We start from the raw sequence: 18,820 nt of genomic DNA, 5'->3' as shown, positions 1-18,820 counted from the left end.
TACGGTTTATTTCGTTTCCATGAACGCTACGGCCATCGATCCGATCCTCTCGCCGCTGGAACTTGAAATCCAGCGCATCCGTCAATGGCAGGTGGACGGCCAGCACACGCAAGCCTTACAGACGGCCCAAGCGTTGCTGACCGAGGCAGCCGACCATTACGAAGTGCTCTATCTCATTGCCCGCAGCCAGCGCTACCTTGGGCAGATCGACGCCGCATTGCAGACGCTCGCACGCATGGAACAGTCGCATCCACGTTACAGCCGTCTGCACGAAGAGCGCGGCCACTGTTACGTGGTGCTGCGCGATGCGCCGCGCGCGATCGACGCGCTTTTGCATGCGGTGAACATCAACCCGGCACTGCCTTCGAGCTGGAACCTGCTCGAAGGCCTTTACCGCATGATCGGCGATGCCACCAACGCAGCGACCGCTGCCTCGCACGTCGCCACGCTCAAGCGCCTGGCACCCGATGTGGTGCGCGCAACCAGTCATTTTTCGGACGGCGAGCTCGATCCTGCCGAACAGATCATCCGCGCCTACCTACTCAAAGTCGGCAACGACGTGGAGGGAATGCGCTTGCTCGCCCGTATCGGCCTGGCGCGCGAGGTACTTGATGATGCGGAGATATTGCTCGAAGCCGTGCTGAAGGTCGCCCCGGATTATCGGGCGGCACGCTACGACTATGCATGCGTGCTGTTTGAGCGGCATTTATACAAGCGAGCCTGCGAGGAGATCGAAAAGCTGCTCACGATCGACCCCGATCATCTCGATTACCGCACGCTATACGCCAGCGCGAGCGTTGGCCTGGGCGAACACGATCGCGCCATCGCGCTGTACCGGAAGCTTCTGCAGGATGCACCCGGCGCAGCCGATCTGCATCTGTCGCTGGCGCATTCGCTCAAGACACAGGGTCGGCAAACCGATGCCATCGACGCCTACCGCGCGGCGACGGCGGCACGACCCAACTTTGGCGATGCCTACTGGAGCCTGGCCAATCTCAAGACCTACCGTTTCGACGACGACGAAATCGCGCGCATGCGCACCGAGGAGGCGTCCTCAGCTACGCCACTGATCGATCGGTATCATCTCAATTTCGCGCTGGGCAAGGCGTTCGAAGATCGTGGCGACTATGCTCAGTCTTGGCGCCATTACGAACAAGGCAATGCGCTCAAGCGCTCCGAAAGCCGCTATCGCGCGGACATCATCGAAACCAATACGCGTAGGCAGATCGAAGTCTGCACCCGTGAGTTCTTCGAAAAGCGCACGAATGTCGGCAATCCCAGTCCGGACCCTATTTTTATCGTCGGCCTTCCGCGCGCGGGCTCCACGCTGCTGGAACAGATTCTCGCATCCCATTCGCAGGTGGAAGGCACGCAAGAACTGGCCGACATTCCCCGCATCGTGCTCGATCTGCAAGGACGCGATCTCAATCTCGACGATCCCCGCTACCCAGGCGTGCTGGCAGACATGCAGCCGGAGGATTTCCGCAAACTGGGGGAAAAGTACCTGCGCGACACACGCATCTACCGAGGCAACAAGCCTTACTTTATCGACAAGATGCCGAACAACTTCCGGCACCTTGGCCTGATTCATCTGATGCTGCCGAATGCGAAGATCATCGACGCGCGCCGCGAACCCATGGCCTGCTGCTTCAGCAACCTCAAGCAACTGTTCGCTACTGGCCAGGAATTCACTTATAGCATCGAGGACATCGCGCGCTACTACCGCACCTATCTCGATCTTATGCAGCATTGGGGCGACGTACTTCCCGGTCGCGTGCTGCGCGTGTATCACGAAAGCGTGGTCGACGACCTGGAAAGCAACGTGCGGCGAATCCTCGATTTCTGCGATCTGCCGTTCGAGCCAAATTGCCTGGAATTTCACAAGACCGAACGCAGCGTGCGCACTGCAAGTTCCGAACAAGTGCGTCGCCCCATCTTCCGCGATGGCGTCGACCAGTGGGCGAAGTATGCGCCTTACCTCAGTCCACTCGAGAACATGCTTGGTGATGCGCTGGTGCGTTATCGCGACCGCGATGCGGGCATGCTCTGATCAAATCAATCCACTTGCTCTGATGCAAAAGCGAAGATAGATTGACCAGCTTCGCTGTTGAAAAGCGCCTCCGCTTTCGCGGGAATGACGGCAGTGAGGGGATGTGCAACATGATCGCCCCCTCGCCTCGCCGGTCTCCCTAGGGCTGAAACATCAGGCATGCTTGTGGAAAACCAGATGCCCGCCTTCCACACCCACAACAATCGTGTCGCCCGACGCGAAGCGCCCTTCCAGAATTTCCCTCGCCAGCGGATTCTCCAACTGCTGCTGGATCGCTCGCTTGAGCGGGCGCGCGCCGTAAACTGGATCGAAGCCGACGTTGCCCAGAAGATCCAGTGCCTTGTCGTCGATCTCCATCTTGAGCTGACGTTCGGCCAGCCGCTTTTCCAGATACGTCAGCTGGATCAGCGCGATCTTGCGGATCTGCTTTTTCTCAAGCGGACGGAACACCACCAGTTCGTCCAGGCGGTTGATGAATTCCGGCCGGAAATGCGCCTGCACCACGCCGAGCACCGCTGCCTTCATCTGCAGGTAGTCCGCTTCGGAGTCGCCCGCGCTTTCCTGGATGAGTTGCGAGCCCAGGTTGGAGGTCATCACGATCACGGTGTTGCGGAAATCTACCGTGCGGCCCTGGCCATCGGTGAGGCGCCCATCATCGAGCACCTGCAGCAGCACGTTGAAGACGTCCGGGTGCGCTTTCTCCACTTCGTCCAGCAAGATCACGCTGTACGGACGGCGACGCACCGCCTCGGTGAGATAACCGCCTTCTTCATAACCGACGTAGCCCGGAGGCGCGCCGATCAAGCGGGCCACGGAGTGCTTCTCCATGAACTCACTCATGTCGATGCGCACGATCGCTTCCTGTGTATCGAACAAGAATTCGGCCAGCGCCTTGCACAACTCGGTCTTGCCCACGCCGGTGGGGCCGAGGAACAGGAACGAGCCGTAAGGACGATTCGGATCGGACAAACCCGCACGCGCGCGGCGGATCGCGTCAGACACGGCGCGCACCGCTTCGTCCTGGCCGACCACGCGCTTATGCAACGAATCTTCCATGTGCAACAGCTTGTCGCGTTCGCCTTCCAGCATTTTGCTGACGGGAATGCCGGTCCAGCGCGACACCACTTCGGCTACCTCTTCTTCCGTGACGCGGTCCTGCACCAGCTTGAATTCCTGCTTTTCGGCAGCCTGTGCGGCGGCGAGCTGCTTTTCCAGTTCCGGTAGGCGGCCGTACTGGAGCTCGCTCATCTTGGCGTAGTCCTGCCGGCGCTGCGCGGCTTCCAGTTCCACGCGTGCTTGCTCGATCTGCTCCTTCACCTTGGTGGCGCCCTGCAAAGCGGCTTTCTCCGATTTCCACACTTCGTTGAGATCGGAGAACTCGCGCTCCAGTCTGGCGATGTCGTTATCGAGATCGGCCAGGCGCTTCTTGGATGCTTCGTCGGTTTCCTTCTTCAGCATTTCGCGCTGGATCTTCAACTGGATCAGGCGACGCTCGAGGCGGTCGAGCTCTTCAGGTTTGGAGTCGATCTCCATGCGGATGCGCGAAGCGGCTTCATCGATCAGGTCGATGGCCTTGTCCGGCAACTGGCGATCGGTGATGTAGCGGTTCGACAACGTAGCCGCCGCGACGATGGCTGGATCGGTGATCTCCACGCCGTGATGCATGGCGTAGCGTTCCTTCAGGCCGCGCAGAATCGCGATGGTGTCCTCCACGTTCGGCTCGCCCACGTACACCTTCTGGAAGCGGCGTTCCAAGGCGGCATCTTTCTCTAAGTATTTGCGGTATTCGTCCAGCGTGGTGGCGCCAATGCAATGCAGCTCGCCGCGTGCGAGCGCGGGCTTCAGCATGTTGCCCGCGTCCATCGCGCCTTCGGCCTTGCCTGCGCCGACCATGGTGTGCAATTCGTCGATGAACAGGATGATCTGACCTTCGTTCTTGGCCAGATCATGGAGCACGGCTTTCAGACGTTCTTCGAATTCGCCGCGGAATTTCGCGCCGGCAATCAACGAGCCCATGTCGAGCGACAGTACGCGCTTGTCGCGCAGGCCCTCGGGCACTTCGTTCTTGATGATGCGCTGTGCGAGACCTTCGACAATGGCTGTCTTACCCACACCCGGCTCACCGATCAGCACGGGATTGTTCTTGGTGCGACGCTGCAGCACCTGGATCACGCGGCGGATTTCCTCATCGCGCCCGATCACCGGATCGAGCTTGCCGCTCTCGGCGCGCGCGGTGAGATCGACGCAGTATTTTTCCAGCGCCTGGCGCTGCTCTTCGGCGTTCTCGCTTTGTACCTTTTCACCGCCACGCAACGCGTCGATGGCGGCTTCAAGATTAGCCTTGTTGGCCCCAGCCGCTTTCAGCGCGGCGCCGAGTTCACCCTTGTCTTCCAGCGCCGCCAGTACGAACAGTTCGCTGGCGATGAATTGGTCGCCGCGCTGCTGCGCAAGCTTGTCGGTAAGGTTGAGCAGTCGCGTCAGCTCATTGCTCACGTGGATATTGCCTTCCTGCCCGCTGACTTTCGGCAGCCGATCAACCAGTTCGTACACGCGCTGACGAAATGTCGGCACGTTGACGTGTGCCTGGGTGAGCAGCGGTGCAGTCGAGCCGCCCTGCTGGTCGAGCAGCGCCGCCATGATGTGCACCGGTTCGAGCATGTTGTGGTCGCGCCCCACCGCCAGCGATTGCGCATCGGCAAGCGCCTGCTGGAAACGCGAGGTAAGTTTGTCCATTCGCATCGGAGTATCCCCAAAAAGTTTTTGGCGGACTTGCCGCCACTGCCGGCAAAGATGCGGACACCGCGGGGCGATTCAAGCAGATTCTGGACGACCGCCCGGTGAGACGTTCAGCGGTAGGTTGGTGGTGAGGCGTAGTGAACCCCGACACATGATGTGCATGGTGGTTTTGGGGTTCGCTCCGGATCAAGTCCGGGCCTCACCGCCAACCTACGCATCCAGCCAGATCAGGCTGGCAAAGCGCCCGCTGCGCGCACCTTCGCGCCGATAGGAATAGAACCGCTCATCCGTGCGGGTATCAAAGTCGCCGCCGGAAATGCGCGTAACGCCTGCGGCCTGCAGACGCTGTCTGGCCAAGGCCGCCAGGTCACACAGCCAGTGACCCGGGCGCGTCGACACGAATGCGGACGCCGCGGTGGCATCGTGGCGAAGAAAGGCCTTGCGCACCTCTTCACCGACCTCATACGAAGGCGCGCCGATGCACGGCCCAAGCCAGGCCAGCAGGCTTGCCGCCGGCCGCTGCATCTGTTCGATCGTATCTTCCAGTACGCCAGCGGCAAGCCCGCGCCAGCCGGCATGCGCCGCACCAATGGTGCTGCCGTCGTCGGCACAGAACAGCACTGGCAGGCAATCCGCGGTAAGAATCGCCAGCACCGTGCCAGGCAAATGCGAAACCGCTGCATCCGCTTCTGGCTCCTCCGGACTGGGCAACGGGCCGAGTTCGGCCACTGTGGTGCCATGCACCTGCCGCAGCCAGCGTGGCTCCGCGGGGAGCGCCAGCGACTGGCGTAGTGCGCTTCGATTGCTGCGCACAGTCTGTTCGTCTTCGCCGCTGCGCAGGCCAAGATTGAACCGCCCAAATGGCGGCTGCGAAACACCAGGTCCATCGCATGTCGTGATGGCAGCATGCACGCCGCGTGGGGCGGGCCAGTGGGGGAAGATCCAGGCGTCCGTCATCGAAGGCACCGTGCTTACTCGTTCGGACCGTTGACCGCCAGATCGGCGCGAAGTGTCACGATCAGCGCATCCATGTCATCCGGACGCGGCGCTTCGAACGACAAGGCTTCGCCGGTAACGGGATGCTCGAACGACAATCGTTCCGCATGCAGCGCTTGCCTGCGAAATCCACGCAAGGCGACCACCAATTCCGGCGTGGCGCGCTTTGGGAGTTTCAAGCTGCCGCCGTAGAGCTGGTCGCCCACCAGCGGATGACCGATGTGTGCCATGTGCACGCGGATCTGGTGCGTGCGCCCGGTTTCCAGATTGCACTGGATCAAGCTGTGCGCACGGAAACGCTCGCGCAGGCGGTAGTGGGTGATGGCGTGCTTGCCGTCTTCCTCGTCGCGCACGGCCTGGCGCAAACGGTCGCTGTGATGGCGGCCGATGTGGGCATCGACGGTGCCGCCGGCGATCAGCGCGCCCAGCACCACGGCCTCGTACTGCCGCTCGACCTCGTGGCTGGACAGCATCTCAACCAACGCCGTATGCGCGGCGAGAGTCTTGGCGACCACCATCAGGCCGGAGGTGTCCTTGTCCAGCCGATGCACGATGCCCCCGCGCGGTAGCTCGGTCAGCTTCGGGGCGTGATGCAGGAGTGCATTGAGCAAGGTGCCCGCCGGATTGCCTGCGCCAGGGTGCACCACCAGGCCGACAGGCTTGTTCAGTACCAGCACGGACTCATCTTCGTGGACGATGTCCAGCGCGATGGCCTCCGGTTCGCTGAATACCTCGGCTTCCAGCTCGGCCTCCAGTTGCACCCGTTCCCCGCCCTTTAGCAGGTGACGCGGCGCGGCCGATGCGCCGTCCAGCGTTACTGCGCCGGCCTTGATCCAGGCGGTAAGGCGGGAGCGTGAATAGTCCGGGAACATCTCGGCCAACGCCTGGTCGAACCTCCGACCTGCCGCCGACAAGGGCACGATCGCCTCGTGGCGGATGATGGAACCCGTCTTCATCCCTGAATCCCCGGCCGTGAGCCGGTTTCGGCTATGATCCCTTTTCGCTCAAACATCTGAACTCCTTACTCATGCGCGTAACCAAGCTGCCGGCCGCCCCGACATCTGCCCTTAAAGTACTGATCGTGCTCGTCCTGGCACTGACGATGAGCGCCTGCTCATGGTTCCATCACGGCGGCGATCCGCTCGACACCTTGCCGCTGCCGCAGCTTTACGCCAAGGCCCACAACGATGTGATGCATGCCGACTATTCGGCGGCCGAGAAAGCGTACCAGCGCCTGATCGCCCGCTTCCCGTCCGGTCCGTTCAACGAGCAGGCCCAGCTTGAACTGGCTTATGCACAGTACAAGAACAACAAGCCGGATGACGCCTATTCCACAGTCAACCGCTTCATCAAGTCGAACCCGCTCAATCCACATGTGGATTATGCCTATTACTTGCGCGGCATGATCAACTTCGATCGTACCGCGGGCATCATCGAGCGCGCATTTTCCAGCGAAGCCGAAGGCAAGCAGTCCCGTCGCGATCAGGGCTACAACCTGAAGTCGTTCGATGATTTCGCCGAACTCAGCCGCCGTTTCCCCGATAGCGCCTACGCCGCCGACGCGCGTCAGCGCATGATCTACCTGCGCAACGTACTGGCCCAGTACGAAATCAACGTTGCCAAGTTCTACCTGCGCAACAAAGGCTACGTGGCCTCGGCCGACCGCGCGCAGTACGTGATCGAGCATTACCAGGAGTCGCCGCAGGCTGGCGATGCGCTGGCGATCCTGTGCCGCAGCTACCTGGCGCTGAACCAGAAGCAGCAGGCCGACCAGGTGCGCCAGGTGCTGACGCAGAACTATCCGGATCATCCATATCTGAAGGATCCGAAGTGGCCGCACTCGCCATCGATGTTGCGCAAGTTGATTCCGTTCTCGGGTCACTACTGAGCTAAGCGTCTGATCAAACATGAAAAAGCCGGTGCGCTTGATGCCCACCGGCTTTTTTGTTGGCTTAATCGTTTGGCCCGTTCCCGTGTTCGCGAGAATGATGGCTCCGAATGGTTACGCTATTTCCACCCCGACGTAATCGGATACCGCCGCTCGCGCCCGAAAGCACGGGTAGTGACGCGCGGCCCCGGCGCGGACTGGCGCCGCTTGAATTCGTTGACCAGCACCAGTCGCACCACGCGGTGGACGACGTTCGGATCGAAGCCGGCCGCGATGATTTCCGCTTGCGACTGCTCTTCCTCGATGAAGCGGGCGAGGATGGCATCCAGCTCGTCGTAAGGTGGCAGCGAATCCTGGTCGGTCTGGTTTTCGCGCAGTTCGGCGGAAGGCGGGCGTTCGATCACCGCAGGCGGAATCGCCCATGCTTCGGGACCTTGCCTGCGCTGCTCGGCCTGATTGCGCCAGCGCGAGAGCCGGTAGACCTCCGTCTTGTACACATCCTTGAGCGGTGCGTAAGCCCCGCACATGTCGCCGTATAACGTGGCGTAACCCACCGCCATCTCGCTCTTGTTGCCGGTCGCCAGCAACAGGCGGCTGTGCTTGTTGGATAGCGCCATCAGCATCACGCCGCGCGTGCGCGATTGCAGGTTTTCCTCGGTGACATCCGGCTGCTTGCCCTCGAACACGGGCGTGAGTGCCGCCATGAAGGTGTCGTAGACCGGCTCGATGCCGATCACGTGGTATTGCACGCCAAGCCGTTCGGCCTGTTCGCGAGCGCCATCGAGCGAGAGCTGCGAGGTGTAGCGCATCGGCATCATCACCGCCGTGACGCGATCCGGGCCGAGCGCATCCACAGCCAGCGTAAGCGTCAATGCCGAATCGATGCCGCCGGAGAGCCCAAGCAGCACGCCGCCGAAGCCGTTCTTGTCGATGTAGTCGCGAACACCACGGACCAGGGCGCCGTAGAGCGTTGCTTCACGCGAGCCATCAGACACCGTGGGCCAATCCAACGCGTGCAGCGTGCGGCTATCAGTATCGAAATCGGCCCACAGCAGCGCATCGACGAAAGCCGGAGCGCGTGCAGCGATGCTGCCGTCGCCATTCACCAGCAACGTGCCGCCGTCGTACACGACTTCGTCCTGCCCACCGATGAGATTGAGATACACAAACGCGCAGCCGGTTTCCTTCGCACGCGCCACCAAGACTTCTTCGCGAGCGGTCTGCTTGGCGTCGTCCCACGGCGAGGCGTTGATCACCACGATCAGCTCCGCACCTGCGGCAGCCGCCGCGGCAGCCGGCTCGGCCTGCCACACGTCCTCGCAGATCAGGTAACCGACACGCACACCATCGACCACCTCCACCGCGCTGGTGCGGCCGGGGCGGAAATAGCGTTTGTCGTCGAAGACGCCGTAATTGGGTAAGGCCTGCTTGTGCGTGATCTGCGCAATTTCGCCGCCGCGCAGAAATGCCGCGGCGTTGTACACCTCGCCCAAGCTGTGCGGAAAACCGACGATCGCGGCCAGCCCGTTGGTGCCGGCGGCAAGCTCCTGGATGGCATCCTGGCAGGCAGCGAGAAAGCTGGGGCGCAGCAGCAGATCTTCGGGCGGATAGCCACTAATTGTCAGCTCTGGAAACACCGCCAGCGAGGCACCACCTTCGCGGGCGCGCGTCATCAGCTCGCGGACTTTGGCGGCGTTGGCGGCGACGGCGCCGACGGGGAAATCGTATTGGGCCAGGGCCAGGCGAATAACGGCCATGTGTTGCTTATCCAGGTTGAACTGGCGCTACATGGTAGTGGATGAGCTGCGGAACAAGGGTGCGCGATGTAACTCCCCTTTCCTCCGGAGTGGGCTGGGGACGAGTGAATCTCGCTCGACGCGTAGGCTGGGATAACAGTCCCAGCCTACGTCGCTCCTCCACTCAGAAGCTAGAGAACAAAAAAAAAGGGCCGCGTCACCGCGGCCCTTTTTTCGATCACTGCAAGGCAGCCGATTACTTCTTCAGCAAACCAGCCAGCGTCTTACCCAGATCGGCAGGCGACTTCACCGTGGTGACACCGGCCTTCTCCAGCGCGGCAAACTTCGCCGCCGCCGTGCCCTTGCCACCGGAGATGATGGCACCAGCATGGCCCATGCGCTTGCCGGCCGGAGCCGAGGCGCCCGCGATGAAGGACACCACCGGCTTCTTGACGTATTCGCCGATGAACTCCGCCGCCTCTTCCTCGGCGCTGCCGCCGATTTCGCCGACCATGATGATGCCTTCGGTCTGCGGATCGTCCTGGAACAGCTTCAAGCAGTCGATGAAGTTCAGACCGTTGATCGGGTCGCCGCCGATGCCGATGCAGGTGGACTGGCCCAGGCCTTCGTTGGTGGTCTGGAACACGGCTTCATAAGTCAGCGTGCCGGAGCGCGACACGATACCGACCTTGCCCGGCTTGTGGATGTGACCCGGCATGATGCCGATCTTGCATTCGCCCGGGGTGATGATGCCGGGGCAGTTCGGGCCGATCAGCACGGTTTCCGGATGCTGCGACAGCACGTTCTTCACGCGCAGCATGTCGAGCACCGGAATGCCTTCGGTGATCGTCACGATCACGCGCACACCGGCGTCGATGGCTTCGAGAATGGAGTCCGCAGCGAACGGCGGCGGCACGAAGATCACCGACGCGTCGGCGCCGGTTTCGTCGACCGCTTCGGCCACGCTGTTGAAGACCGGCAGGCCGATGTGCTCGGTGCCACCCTTACCCGGGGTCACGCCGCCGACCACCTTGGTGCCGTAGTCGATCGCCTGTTCGGCGTGGAAGGTGCCCTGCTGGCCGGTAAAGCCCTGCACGATCACCTTGGTGTTCTTATTGACCAAAACGCTCATGGTTAATCGCTCCTCACTTCGCGGCGGTCACGGCTTTCTTCGCCGCGTCGTTGAGATCGTCAGCCGGCGTGATCGCCAGGCCGGAGTTGGCCAGCAGTTCGCGGCCCTTCTCCACATTGGTGCCCTGCAGGCGCACCACCACCGGAATCTTCAAGCCCACTTCCTTCACCGCGGCGATGATGCCTTCGGCGATCAAGTCGCAGCGCACGATGCCGCCGAAGATGTTCACCAGGATGGCGCGCACCTTGTCGGAGGAGAGAATCAGCTTGAACGCCTCGGTGACGCGCTCCTTGGTGGCACCGCCGCCGACGTCGAGGAAGTTGGCCGGCTCGCCGCCTGCCAGCTTGATCACGTCCATCGTGGCCATGGCCAGGCCCGCGCCGTTGACCATGCAGCCGATGTTGCCGTCCATGGTCACGTAGTTGAGGTTGTGCTGCACGGCTGCCGCTTCAGCGGCGTCTTCCTGTGTGAGGTCGCGCATCTTGGCCAGGTCCGCATGGCGGAACTCGGCGTTGTCGTCGGAGTTGACCTTGCCGTCGAGCGCGGCGAGGTTGCCGTCTTCGAGAATGGCGAGCGGGTTGAGCTCGACCAGCGACAGATCCTTCTCGTTGAACAGCTTGTACAGGCCCAGCATGATCTTCGTGAGCTGGCTGACCTGCTTGGGGTTCAGATCCATCGCGAAGCCGAGCTGGCGGCACTGGTACGGCTGCAGCCCTTCGATGAAATCCACCACGATGGTGTGGATGTCGTCCGGCGTTTCCTTGGCAACCTGTTCGATATCCACACCGCCGTGCTTGGAGGCGATGAAGGTGACGGCCTTGCTGTCGCGGTCGACCAGGATCGACAGGTACAGCTCCTTAGCGATATTCGTGGCATCGGTGACCAGCACCAGGTGCACCGGCAGCGCGCGGCCGGCGGACTGGTACGTTTCCATGTTCTTGCCCAGCATGCCCTTGGCGGCGGCGTGGACGTCGTCCAGGCTCTTGCAGAACTTGACGCCGCCGGCCTTACCGCGACCACCTGCGTGGATCTGGGCCTTGACCATCCATTGCGTGCCGCCCAGGTGCTTGGCGACATCGACGGCGGCGTCGGGGGAGTTGGCGATTTTGCCCGGCGGCACGGCGATACCGTACTGCGCGAACAGCTCTTTGGCCTGGTACTCGTGGAAATTCATTCGATACCTCGAGTGAATGGGGAAGGATCGAGCCTGCGCGATAGCCATGGCACAGACTTGGGAGAACGGACGGCGGTGATACGCACTACCGGCGTGCAGTGCGCCGCGGCCATGCTTCGACATGGCGAAAACCGCGCAATACGGCCCGGTATTTTCGCGGAAGCGGGGTGGGATGGAAAGGGGCAACTCACTCGCGTTTGCTTCCTTTCCTCTTTGGCGAGAGGATTGAGGTGAGGGGGCAATCTTGCGAAAGTGGTGCATCGAAGTTCGCTTCGATGTTGTTCTGTCGCAAGATTGTCCTCCCCCAGCCCTCTCCCGGGAGGAAAGAGGGGATAGCAGCCACTTCTCTTCGCGAGTGTCCAAACCCGTGTCCAGCCGCGCGATCGTCGATTCGCCCAATAGCACGACCACCCGCCACGAGCTGCTGTTCCTCAATTATTTCCGGCTGGCCCAGGCCCTGGTCTACGTCGGGCTCGCCTTCACCCCTTCCGGCATGGGCTGGCCCCACCTGGACAACGGCGACCTGGCGCGGCTGGTGGCTGCGGGCTACCTGCTGTTTGCCTTGGCGGTGATATCGATCACCCACCTGACCAAGACGCTGGGCTGGCTGGGCATCCTGGGCACCCTGCTCATGGATATCGTCGCGGCGGTGCTGGCGATCGCGGCGATGAACGACGCGCGCATCGGCATCGCGATGATGCTGGCGGTCAACCTCGCCGCCGGTGCCCTGTTGCTGCCGCTGCGGTTGGCCCTGTTCCTGGCCGCGCTCGCCACGCTGGGCGTGCTCGGTCGCACCATGTTCGCCCTGCCGCACGCCGCTTCGGTCGACGACCGCGATTTCCTCGAATCGGGCCTGTTCGGCATGGCCTATTTCGCGATCGTGGTGTTGTGCAACGTGCTCGGCCGTCAGCTGCGCGCCAGCGAGGCGCTGGCCGAACAGCGCAGCATCGACCTAGTTAACCTGGCTCAAGTCAACGAGCTGATCATCCGCCGCATGAAAACCGGCGTGATGCTGGTGGACGACGCCAACCGCATCCATCAGATCAACGAAGCGGCGTGGATGCTGCTAGGTAATCCCTCGTCCGATCAGCGCGACCTCGGCCGCGTGGCGCCGGAGCTGTCGCGCCGCCTTTATCACTGGATCACCTCGGGCAAGCTGGACGAAACCGCCACACAACTGGCCGACGGCATGCCGGAAGTAGTGCCGCGCTTCAGCCGCCTCGCACCGAACGACGATTCGCTGGTGCTGATCTTCCTGGACGATACCTCGCTGGTGTCGCGCCGCGCGGAAGAACTTACGCTCGGCTCGCTGGGCCGCCTTTCCGCCTCGATCGCGCACGAGATCCGCAACCCGCTCGCGGCGATCCGCTACTCCGCGCAGCTACTGGCCGAATCGCACGAGATGAGCACCACCGACCTGCGCATGGTGGAGATCATCAACAACCACTGCAGCCGCCTCAACGACATCATCGAAAACATCCTGCAGCTGTCGCGGCGCGAGCGCTCGCGTCCGGAAACCTTGAACCTGGGCGAGTGGGCGCACGATTTCGTCGACGAATACAAGCAAAGCAATGACCTGGGCAACGATTCGCTGCGCGTGATCGACAACAGTGCCACGCCCGTGATCGCCGTAGCCGATCCGCAGCAATTGCATCAGGTGTTGTGGAACCTGGTGCAGAACGCACTGCGCTACGGGCGTATGCCCGGCGAATCAGCGCGTGTGCTGGTGGTAGTGCGGCATGGCGAACACGGCGTACCGATCCTGGAAGTGATCGACCGCGGCCCCGGCATTGCGCCGAAAGTGGCGGCGCAGATTTTCGAGCCGTTCTACACCACGCACGAGTACGGCACCGGTTTGGGACTTTATCTCGCGCGACAGATGGCCGAGGCCAATCAGGCGGCACTGGAATATGTGCGCGTGGCGGGCGGTGGGAGCTGCTTCAGGCTGGTGTTGACGCCGCCGGTGCGGATCGAGCCTACAGTCTAGGAATCGAGCACGTTTCGCCTGATCTCCGCCTGCTGGAATTTCCACTTCTGCCTTGCGGCCATTTGAGTGTAATGCACATTTGCATTACAATTCACCCATGGTATTTGAGAGGCAAACCGCCATGAGCATCCTCACTGTCACCGCACGAGGCCAAGTGACCTTCCGAAAGGAAGTTCTGCAGCACTTGGGGATCAAACCCGGCGAAAAGATGGAGCTGGATTTGCTGCCCGATGGCCGGGCCGAATTGAAAGCCGTCCGGCCCACCGGAACCATTGACGCGTTTATCGGCCGGCTCGCTGGCAAGTCCAAGCGGCGGCTCACCATCGAGGAAATGAACGAAATTATCGAGAATGGCTGGGCAGGGAAGAAATGAAGGTTTCCGTCGATACGAACATACTCGTTCGCGCAGTCCTGCAGGACGATAAAAAGCAGAGTCCTAAAGCTAGCAAAGTGCTGAAAGACGCCTCTCTGATTGCGGTTTCTTTGCCGTGTTTGTGCGAACTGGTATGGATACTGCTCAAGGGCATGAAACTGCCTAGGGACGAAGTTGCCGACACCATCAGATCGCTACTTGATTCCCATAACGTGGTTGTGAATCGCCCTGCCGTCGAAGCCGGCCTCGCATTGCTTGATGCAGGAGGCGATTTCGCTGACGGCGTCATCGCCTATGAAGGCGACTGGCTAGGTGCTGACACATTCGTGTCGTTCGACAAGCAAGCAGTCAATCTGCTCACCAAGCAGGGACAGGCTGCACGTTTGCTCTGATACGTGTGACATGGCCATCGCGGCCATTGCATCAAGTAGACCGCACCACCAACGTCGTCGCCATCATCTGCGACGGCACCGGATGCCCCTGGATCAAGGTCAGCACTTTGCGTGCAAGCAGCACGCCGCCTTCCTGCCAGTTCTGCCGCACGGTGCTCAACGGTGGCAGAAAACTCGCACCTAGCGGCGTATCGTCGTAGCCGATCACGGAAACATCATTTGGTACCGACTGCCCGAGTTCAACCAACGCGCGAATCGCACCCATCGCCAGCAAGTCGCTGCACGCGAAGATGGCATCGAAGCGCACTTTGCGCGCCCACAGCGAACGCACGGCATCAACGCCCGATTCCAGGGTGAAATCGGCTCGGCGCAATAGCAGCGGCTTGATGCCGTGGCGGGCGAGTTCATCGACGAAGCCGAACAGACGTTGCGCCATCTCTGGGTGATCGGGGTTGCCGATGAACACCGGATGTCGCCGCCCGATAGAAAGAAAGCGCTCGGCCACGATGATGCCACCCTGGCGATTATCGCTGCCGACCACGATGTGATTGTCGCCGCTGTCTTCCGGAGCGCCCCAGACCACCATCGGCAAGCCCAGCTTGTCATATAGGCGCACCGCATCCTGGCGTGCGCCCTGTCCGAGCAGAATCAGTCCATCCGCTGCCTGTACCGCGGCATTGGACGCGCCTTGGCGGGTCGTCAGCAGCACGCTGAAGCCGGCCGAAGTGAGCTCCTGGGAAATACCGCCGAGCAGTGACAGCGGATAGGGATCCCACATAGTGCGCTCGGACGACGGCTTCATTTCCACGATCACCGCCACGGTATGGCTGCGGCGCAAACGCAGGTTCCGCGCACTGACGTTTAACTTGTAGCCATGCTTGCGCGCCAAGGCCTGCACCCGCTCGCGGGTCTCGGCATTGACCAGCGGGCTTTCGCTCAAGGCCCGCGAAACGGTGATCTTGGATACCCCCGCCAGTTCGGCCAGATCCGCCATGGTGAGGCTGGGGCGGTGCGCAAGAGGTTGTTTCTTCTTGGCTTGCGTCAAGCGGCGCCCCCTGGTGAATGCATGTGTGCCGTGATCGGTACGGCGTGGCAAGTGTGCCCGAGCGTTGCCTTTTCCTCCAATGCATTCCGATAACAACCACATTTTCGAGACGCCGGCAGGCGCATCATGGTGCGACGCAGCGATGATATCGATATCTTGATATCGATATCACTCAATCTTATCCTTTGCCGCCACAGGCCGCGTCGGCCGATGAGAAGACCAACCAGAACATGCCAAGGGGAGAATGCGTGCACAGCCACGATGCGCAGGCCATAGCCATGGAACCGGCATTCCAGGCATCTCCCAATCCCTGGCGATTGGTGCATGCGCAGCGTCCGGCGGAAAGCGAACAGGCCAAACTCGAAAGTCTGTTCGCACTCGCCAACGGCACGCTCGGCGTGCGCGGTGGATTCGAAGAAGATCGCAGTCCCAGCCAGGGCAGCTTCCTGACCGGTGTGTGGGAACGCACCCCGATCGAATATCACGAACGCTTCCCCGGTTTTGCCCGCAGCACCGATACGCGCATTCCCATACCCGACGGCACCCGCATCGCCCTGCGCCTGGGCGAAGCGCCGATCGACCTCGGCGAAGGCGAGTGGCTGACCTTTGAACAAGCGCTGGATCTGCGCGCCGGCTGCCTGGAACGAACGCTGCGCTGGCGCTCCCCTACCGGCGTCACCCTGCAGATCGACGCGGAGCGGATCGTTCCCCTACATACGCCGAATCTGCTGTGCATCCGCTATCGCGTCACGTCCATTGATTACAGCGGCCCGCTCACTCTGGAATCCGCGCTGATCGCCAGCATCGGCGCCGCCGAACAAGGCGACGACCCGCGCATCGGCACGCGCGTCAAGGGCGGCCTCGGTATCACCACCTCCGATGCCGATCGCACGCTGGCTTCGATCTGCCAACGCACGCAAAACAGCTCCATCCGTCTGGCCAGCGGCCAACGGCATCGCCTGACGCAATCGAACCTCGCTTTCGCCCGCGCGATCATCGAGGACAGCGAAGGCGTGCAGCAGCACTACGTGGCGAATTTGAATCCTGGCGACAGCGTGGTGCTGGAAAAATTCGTCGCCTATGCCTGGAGCCGTCCTGAAGGCGGCGATACCGAAGCCTCCCTGCTCGATGCCGTCGCCACCACGCTCGAACGCGCGCTTACCTTGGATTTCGACATGCATCGTGCCGAACAGGCACGTTCCTGCGCGACGTTCTGGCAAGCGGCGGATCTTGAGATCCATGGCGATTCAGCGGTCGAACAAGCGCTGCGCTTCAACCTGTTCCATCTGCTGCAATCTGTCGGTCGCGACGGTAGCGGCAGCGCTGCGGCGAAAGGCCTCACGGGCGAAGGTTACGAAGGGCATTATTTCTGGGACGCCGAAGCCTTCATCCTGCCCGTGCTGGCGCTCACCTCGCCCGAGCGTGCGCGCAGCATGCTCGAATACCGTGTGAATACGCTCGACCGCGCACGCAATCACGCGCGCGAGATGAACCACCCCGCCGGCGCGCTCTATGCGTGGCGCACGATTAGTGGCGACGAGTGTTCGGCGTACTTCCCCTCGGGTTCCGCGCAATACCACATCAATGCGGCAATCGCGTTTGCGATCCGTCTCTACCTCGAAGCGACCGGCGACGTGGATTTCCTGGTGCACGGCGGCGCCGAAGTGTTGTTCGAAACCGCGCGCCTGTGGCATCACGTGGGCCACTACAATCCCCGCCGCGGCAATGCGTTCTGCATCTGCCAGGTTACCGGACCCGACGAATACACCGCGCTGGTCGACAACAACTATTACACCAATCACATGGCGCAACAGCATTTGCGCTATGCCGCCTCGGTGGCCTCGCAACTGGGGCGCGAACGCCCGCACGATTACGCGCGCATCGCCACGATGCTCGAGCTGTCGGACCGAGAAATCGCAGCATGGCTGGCCGCGGCCGATGCCATGTACCTGCCGGTCGATCCGGAGCTGGGCATCTTTCCGCAGGACGATGACTTCCTCAACAAGCCACGACTACCGATCGCGCGTCCGAGTGAACACGGCCATCGCCCGCTGCTGCTGCAACTGCATCCGCTGACTATCTATCGTCACCAGGTGTGCAAACAGGCCGACGTGTTGCAGGCATTCGTGCTAGCCGGCAATGCCATCGACATGGAAACCAAACGGCGCAACTTCGATTACTACGAAGGCGTCACCGTGCACGATTCCACGCTGTCGGCTTCCACCTTCAGCATCGTCGCGGCGGATGTGGGTTATGCGCAGAAGGCATACGCCTACTTTCTCGACACGCTGCGCGTGGATATCGACAACCTGCATGGCAACACCTCGCACGGCGTGCACATGGCGGCCATGGCTGGCAGCTGGCTGGCGCTGGCCTGGGGCTTCGGCGGCATGCGCGTGATCGATGGTCGGCCGGCCTTCGCGCCCAGCCTGCCGGCGGCATGGGGCAGCTATCGCTTCGGCGTGCGCTGGCGCGATCACCATATCCGCGTGACGGTGAAGAAGGATCGCGTGGAATACGCGCTTACCGAAGGCGCGCAACTGGACATTCTCCATCATGGAAAAATGGTGTCGCTGTATGCCGGCCACACGGTGAATCTGCCGCTGCATGCGCACGCACGTCCTTCGATCAAGGGCGTGATCTTCGATCTCGATGGTGTGATCGCCGATACGGCGGTGGTGCATCACGCCGCCTGGAAACGGCTCGCAGGCGAAATCGGCATCGCCTTCGACGACTCGGTGGGCGAACGGCTCAAAGGCGTCGATCGCCGCGGTTCGCTGGACATTCTGCTGGAGCGGGCACCGCGCGCGTATTCCGAAGACGAGAAGGAAGCGCTCGCCTCGCGTAAGAACGACTACTACCGACAGCAGATCGAAAGCTTCGGCCCGCACAACCTGTTGCCCGGCTCGCGCAACGCCATCGAATCGGTACATCGCGCAGGCCTGAAAACCGCGCTGGCATCAGCCAGCCGCAATGCACCGCTTTTGCTGGAAAGGCTCGGAATCGCCGACTTGTTCGACTACGTAGTGGATGCCAACCGCGTCAGTCGCGCCAAGCCCGATCCCGAGATTTTCCTGGCCGCCGCGCGCGGCCTCGGCTTGGAGCCGAGCGAATGTATCGGCGTGGAGGACGCCGCGGCAGGAATCGCCAGCATTCACGCTGCGGGAATGAAGGCGGTAGGTGTAGGCCATGCACAGGCACTGGCCGAGGCGGATCTGCTGCTGTCGAACGTCGCCGCGTTCGATATCAGTTTGTTTACGACATAAGCGGCTAACAGACGCGGTTACGCCGCGCCAATCACAAACGAAACA

Annotated in this window: 13 protein-coding genes; 6 read left to right on the top strand and 7 right to left on the bottom strand. The window is 61.9% G+C overall.

The genetic code is table 11. From position 1 onward, the window contains the following. Positions 1-19: 19 nt before the first annotated feature. Positions 20-2,050, top strand: a complete 2,031-nt coding sequence (locus ISP18_RS21475; RefSeq protein ID WP_380007314.1) for a tetratricopeptide repeat-containing sulfotransferase family protein — start codon at positions 20-22, stop codon at positions 2,048-2,050. Positions 2,051-2,203: 153 nt separating this feature from the next. On the opposite strand, the gene clpB is transcribed toward ISP18_RS21475, so the two are convergent. The 3 genes from clpB to rluD form a co-directional block, all read right to left on the bottom strand. Further along, positions 2,204-4,789: an ATP-dependent chaperone ClpB gene (clpB, locus tag ISP18_RS21470; protein ID WP_380007311.1), complete on the bottom strand. Its 2,586-nt coding sequence runs from the start codon at positions 4,787-4,789 to the stop codon at positions 2,204-2,206. A 207-nt stretch (positions 4,790-4,996) separates the two neighbouring features. Then, positions 4,997-5,743: a peptidoglycan editing factor PgeF gene (gene pgeF / locus ISP18_RS21465; protein WP_380007308.1), complete on the bottom strand. Its 747-nt coding sequence runs from the start codon at positions 5,741-5,743 to the stop codon at positions 4,997-4,999. Positions 5,744-5,757: 14 nt separating this feature from the next. Further along, positions 5,758-6,738, bottom strand: a complete 981-nt coding sequence (gene rluD, locus ISP18_RS21460) for a 23S rRNA pseudouridine(1911/1915/1917) synthase RluD (protein WP_380007305.1) — start codon at positions 6,736-6,738, stop codon at positions 5,758-5,760. A gap of 71 nt (positions 6,739-6,809) precedes the next feature. On the opposite strand from rluD, the gene ISP18_RS21455 reads away from it, so the two are divergent. Beyond that, entirely contained in the window at positions 6,810-7,670 is an 861-nt protein-coding gene (locus ISP18_RS21455) for an outer membrane protein assembly factor BamD (protein ID WP_380007302.1), read from the top strand. A gap of 119 nt (positions 7,671-7,789) precedes the next feature. On the opposite strand, the gene ISP18_RS21450 is transcribed toward ISP18_RS21455, so the two are convergent. From ISP18_RS21450 to sucC, 3 genes are all read right to left on the bottom strand, one after another. Further along, positions 7,790-9,427 carry an NAD+ synthase gene (locus ISP18_RS21450; RefSeq protein ID WP_380007299.1) on the bottom strand — a complete coding sequence of 546 codons (1,638 nt, stop codon included), beginning with the start codon at positions 9,425-9,427 and terminating at the stop codon, positions 7,790-7,792. 235 nt (positions 9,428-9,662) lie between these two features. After that, positions 9,663-10,538, bottom strand: a complete 876-nt coding sequence (gene sucD, locus ISP18_RS21445) for a succinate--CoA ligase subunit alpha (protein WP_380007296.1) — start codon at positions 10,536-10,538, stop codon at positions 9,663-9,665. Positions 10,539-10,551: 13 nt separating this feature from the next. Next, the gene (sucC, locus tag ISP18_RS21440; RefSeq protein WP_380007293.1) at positions 10,552-11,712 is read right to left on the bottom strand and encodes an ADP-forming succinate--CoA ligase subunit beta; all 1,161 of its coding nucleotides are present in this window, start codon (positions 11,710-11,712) and stop codon (positions 10,552-10,554) included. Between the two features lie 367 nt (positions 11,713-12,079). Here sucC and ISP18_RS21435 point away from each other — a divergent pair, with 367 nt between their 5' ends. The 3 genes from ISP18_RS21435 (at position 12,080) to ISP18_RS21425 (ending at position 14,464) form a co-directional block, all read left to right on the top strand. Next, positions 12,080-13,699: a sensor histidine kinase gene (locus tag ISP18_RS21435; protein ID WP_380007290.1), complete on the top strand. Its 1,620-nt coding sequence runs from the start codon at positions 12,080-12,082 to the stop codon at positions 13,697-13,699. A 121-nt stretch (positions 13,700-13,820) separates the two neighbouring features. Beyond that, on the top strand, positions 13,821-14,072 hold the full coding sequence (locus ISP18_RS21430; protein ID WP_380007288.1) for an AbrB/MazE/SpoVT family DNA-binding domain-containing protein: 252 nt from the start codon (positions 13,821-13,823) through the stop codon (positions 14,070-14,072). After that, positions 14,069-14,464 carry a type II toxin-antitoxin system VapC family toxin gene (locus ISP18_RS21425; RefSeq protein WP_380007285.1) on the top strand — a complete coding sequence of 132 codons (396 nt, stop codon included), beginning with the start codon at positions 14,069-14,071 and terminating at the stop codon, positions 14,462-14,464. The genes ISP18_RS21430 and ISP18_RS21425 overlap by 4 nt, the downstream gene beginning before the upstream one ends. A gap of 31 nt (positions 14,465-14,495) precedes the next feature. Here ISP18_RS21425 and ISP18_RS21420 read toward each other — a convergent pair whose 3' ends face one another. Continuing rightward, entirely contained in the window at positions 14,496-15,458 is a 963-nt protein-coding gene (locus tag ISP18_RS21420; protein ID WP_380010892.1) for a LacI family DNA-binding transcriptional regulator, read from the bottom strand. A 299-nt stretch (positions 15,459-15,757) separates the two neighbouring features. On the opposite strand from ISP18_RS21420, the gene pgmB reads away from it, so the two are divergent. Then, on the top strand, positions 15,758-18,775 hold the full coding sequence (gene pgmB, locus ISP18_RS21415; RefSeq protein ID WP_380007282.1) for a beta-phosphoglucomutase: 3,018 nt from the start codon (positions 15,758-15,760) through the stop codon (positions 18,773-18,775). Positions 18,776-18,820: the final 45 nt, after the last annotated feature.

The sequence above is a fragment of the Dyella humi genome (assembly GCF_044904605.1).
Lineage (GTDB): Bacteria > Pseudomonadota > Gammaproteobacteria > Xanthomonadales > Rhodanobacteraceae > Dyella_B > Dyella_B humi.
The sequence above is the reverse complement of the archived record's forward strand: the minus strand, read 5'-3'. Positions and strand labels throughout refer to the sequence as shown.

Coding starts and splice junctions, on each gene's coding strand:
- pgeF (WP_380007308.1), bottom strand. CDS start 5,743: ATGACGGACGCCTGGATCTTCCCCCACTGGCCCGCCCCACGCGGCGTG.
- rluD (WP_380007305.1), bottom strand. CDS start 6,738: ATGAAGACGGGTTCCATCATCCGCCACGAGGCGATCGTGCCCTTGTCG.
- sucC (WP_380007293.1), bottom strand. CDS start 11,712: ATGAATTTCCACGAGTACCAGGCCAAAGAGCTGTTCGCGCAGTACGGT.
- ISP18_RS21475 (WP_380007314.1), top strand. CDS start 20: ATGAACGCTACGGCCATCGATCCGATCCTCTCGCCGCTGGAACTTGAA.
- sucD (WP_380007296.1), bottom strand. CDS start 10,538: ATGAGCGTTTTGGTCAATAAGAACACCAAGGTGATCGTGCAGGGCTTT.
- ISP18_RS21425 (WP_380007285.1), top strand. CDS start 14,069: ATGAAGGTTTCCGTCGATACGAACATACTCGTTCGCGCAGTCCTGCAG.
- clpB (WP_380007311.1), bottom strand. CDS start 4,789: ATGCGAATGGACAAACTTACCTCGCGTTTCCAGCAGGCGCTTGCCGAT.
- ISP18_RS21420 (WP_380010892.1), bottom strand. CDS start 15,458: ATGGCGGATCTGGCCGAACTGGCGGGGGTATCCAAGATCACCGTTTCG.
- ISP18_RS21430 (WP_380007288.1), top strand. CDS start 13,821: ATGAGCATCCTCACTGTCACCGCACGAGGCCAAGTGACCTTCCGAAAG.
- ISP18_RS21455 (WP_380007302.1), top strand. CDS start 6,810: ATGCGCGTAACCAAGCTGCCGGCCGCCCCGACATCTGCCCTTAAAGTA.
- ISP18_RS21450 (WP_380007299.1), bottom strand. CDS start 9,427: ATGGCCGTTATTCGCCTGGCCCTGGCCCAATACGATTTCCCCGTCGGC.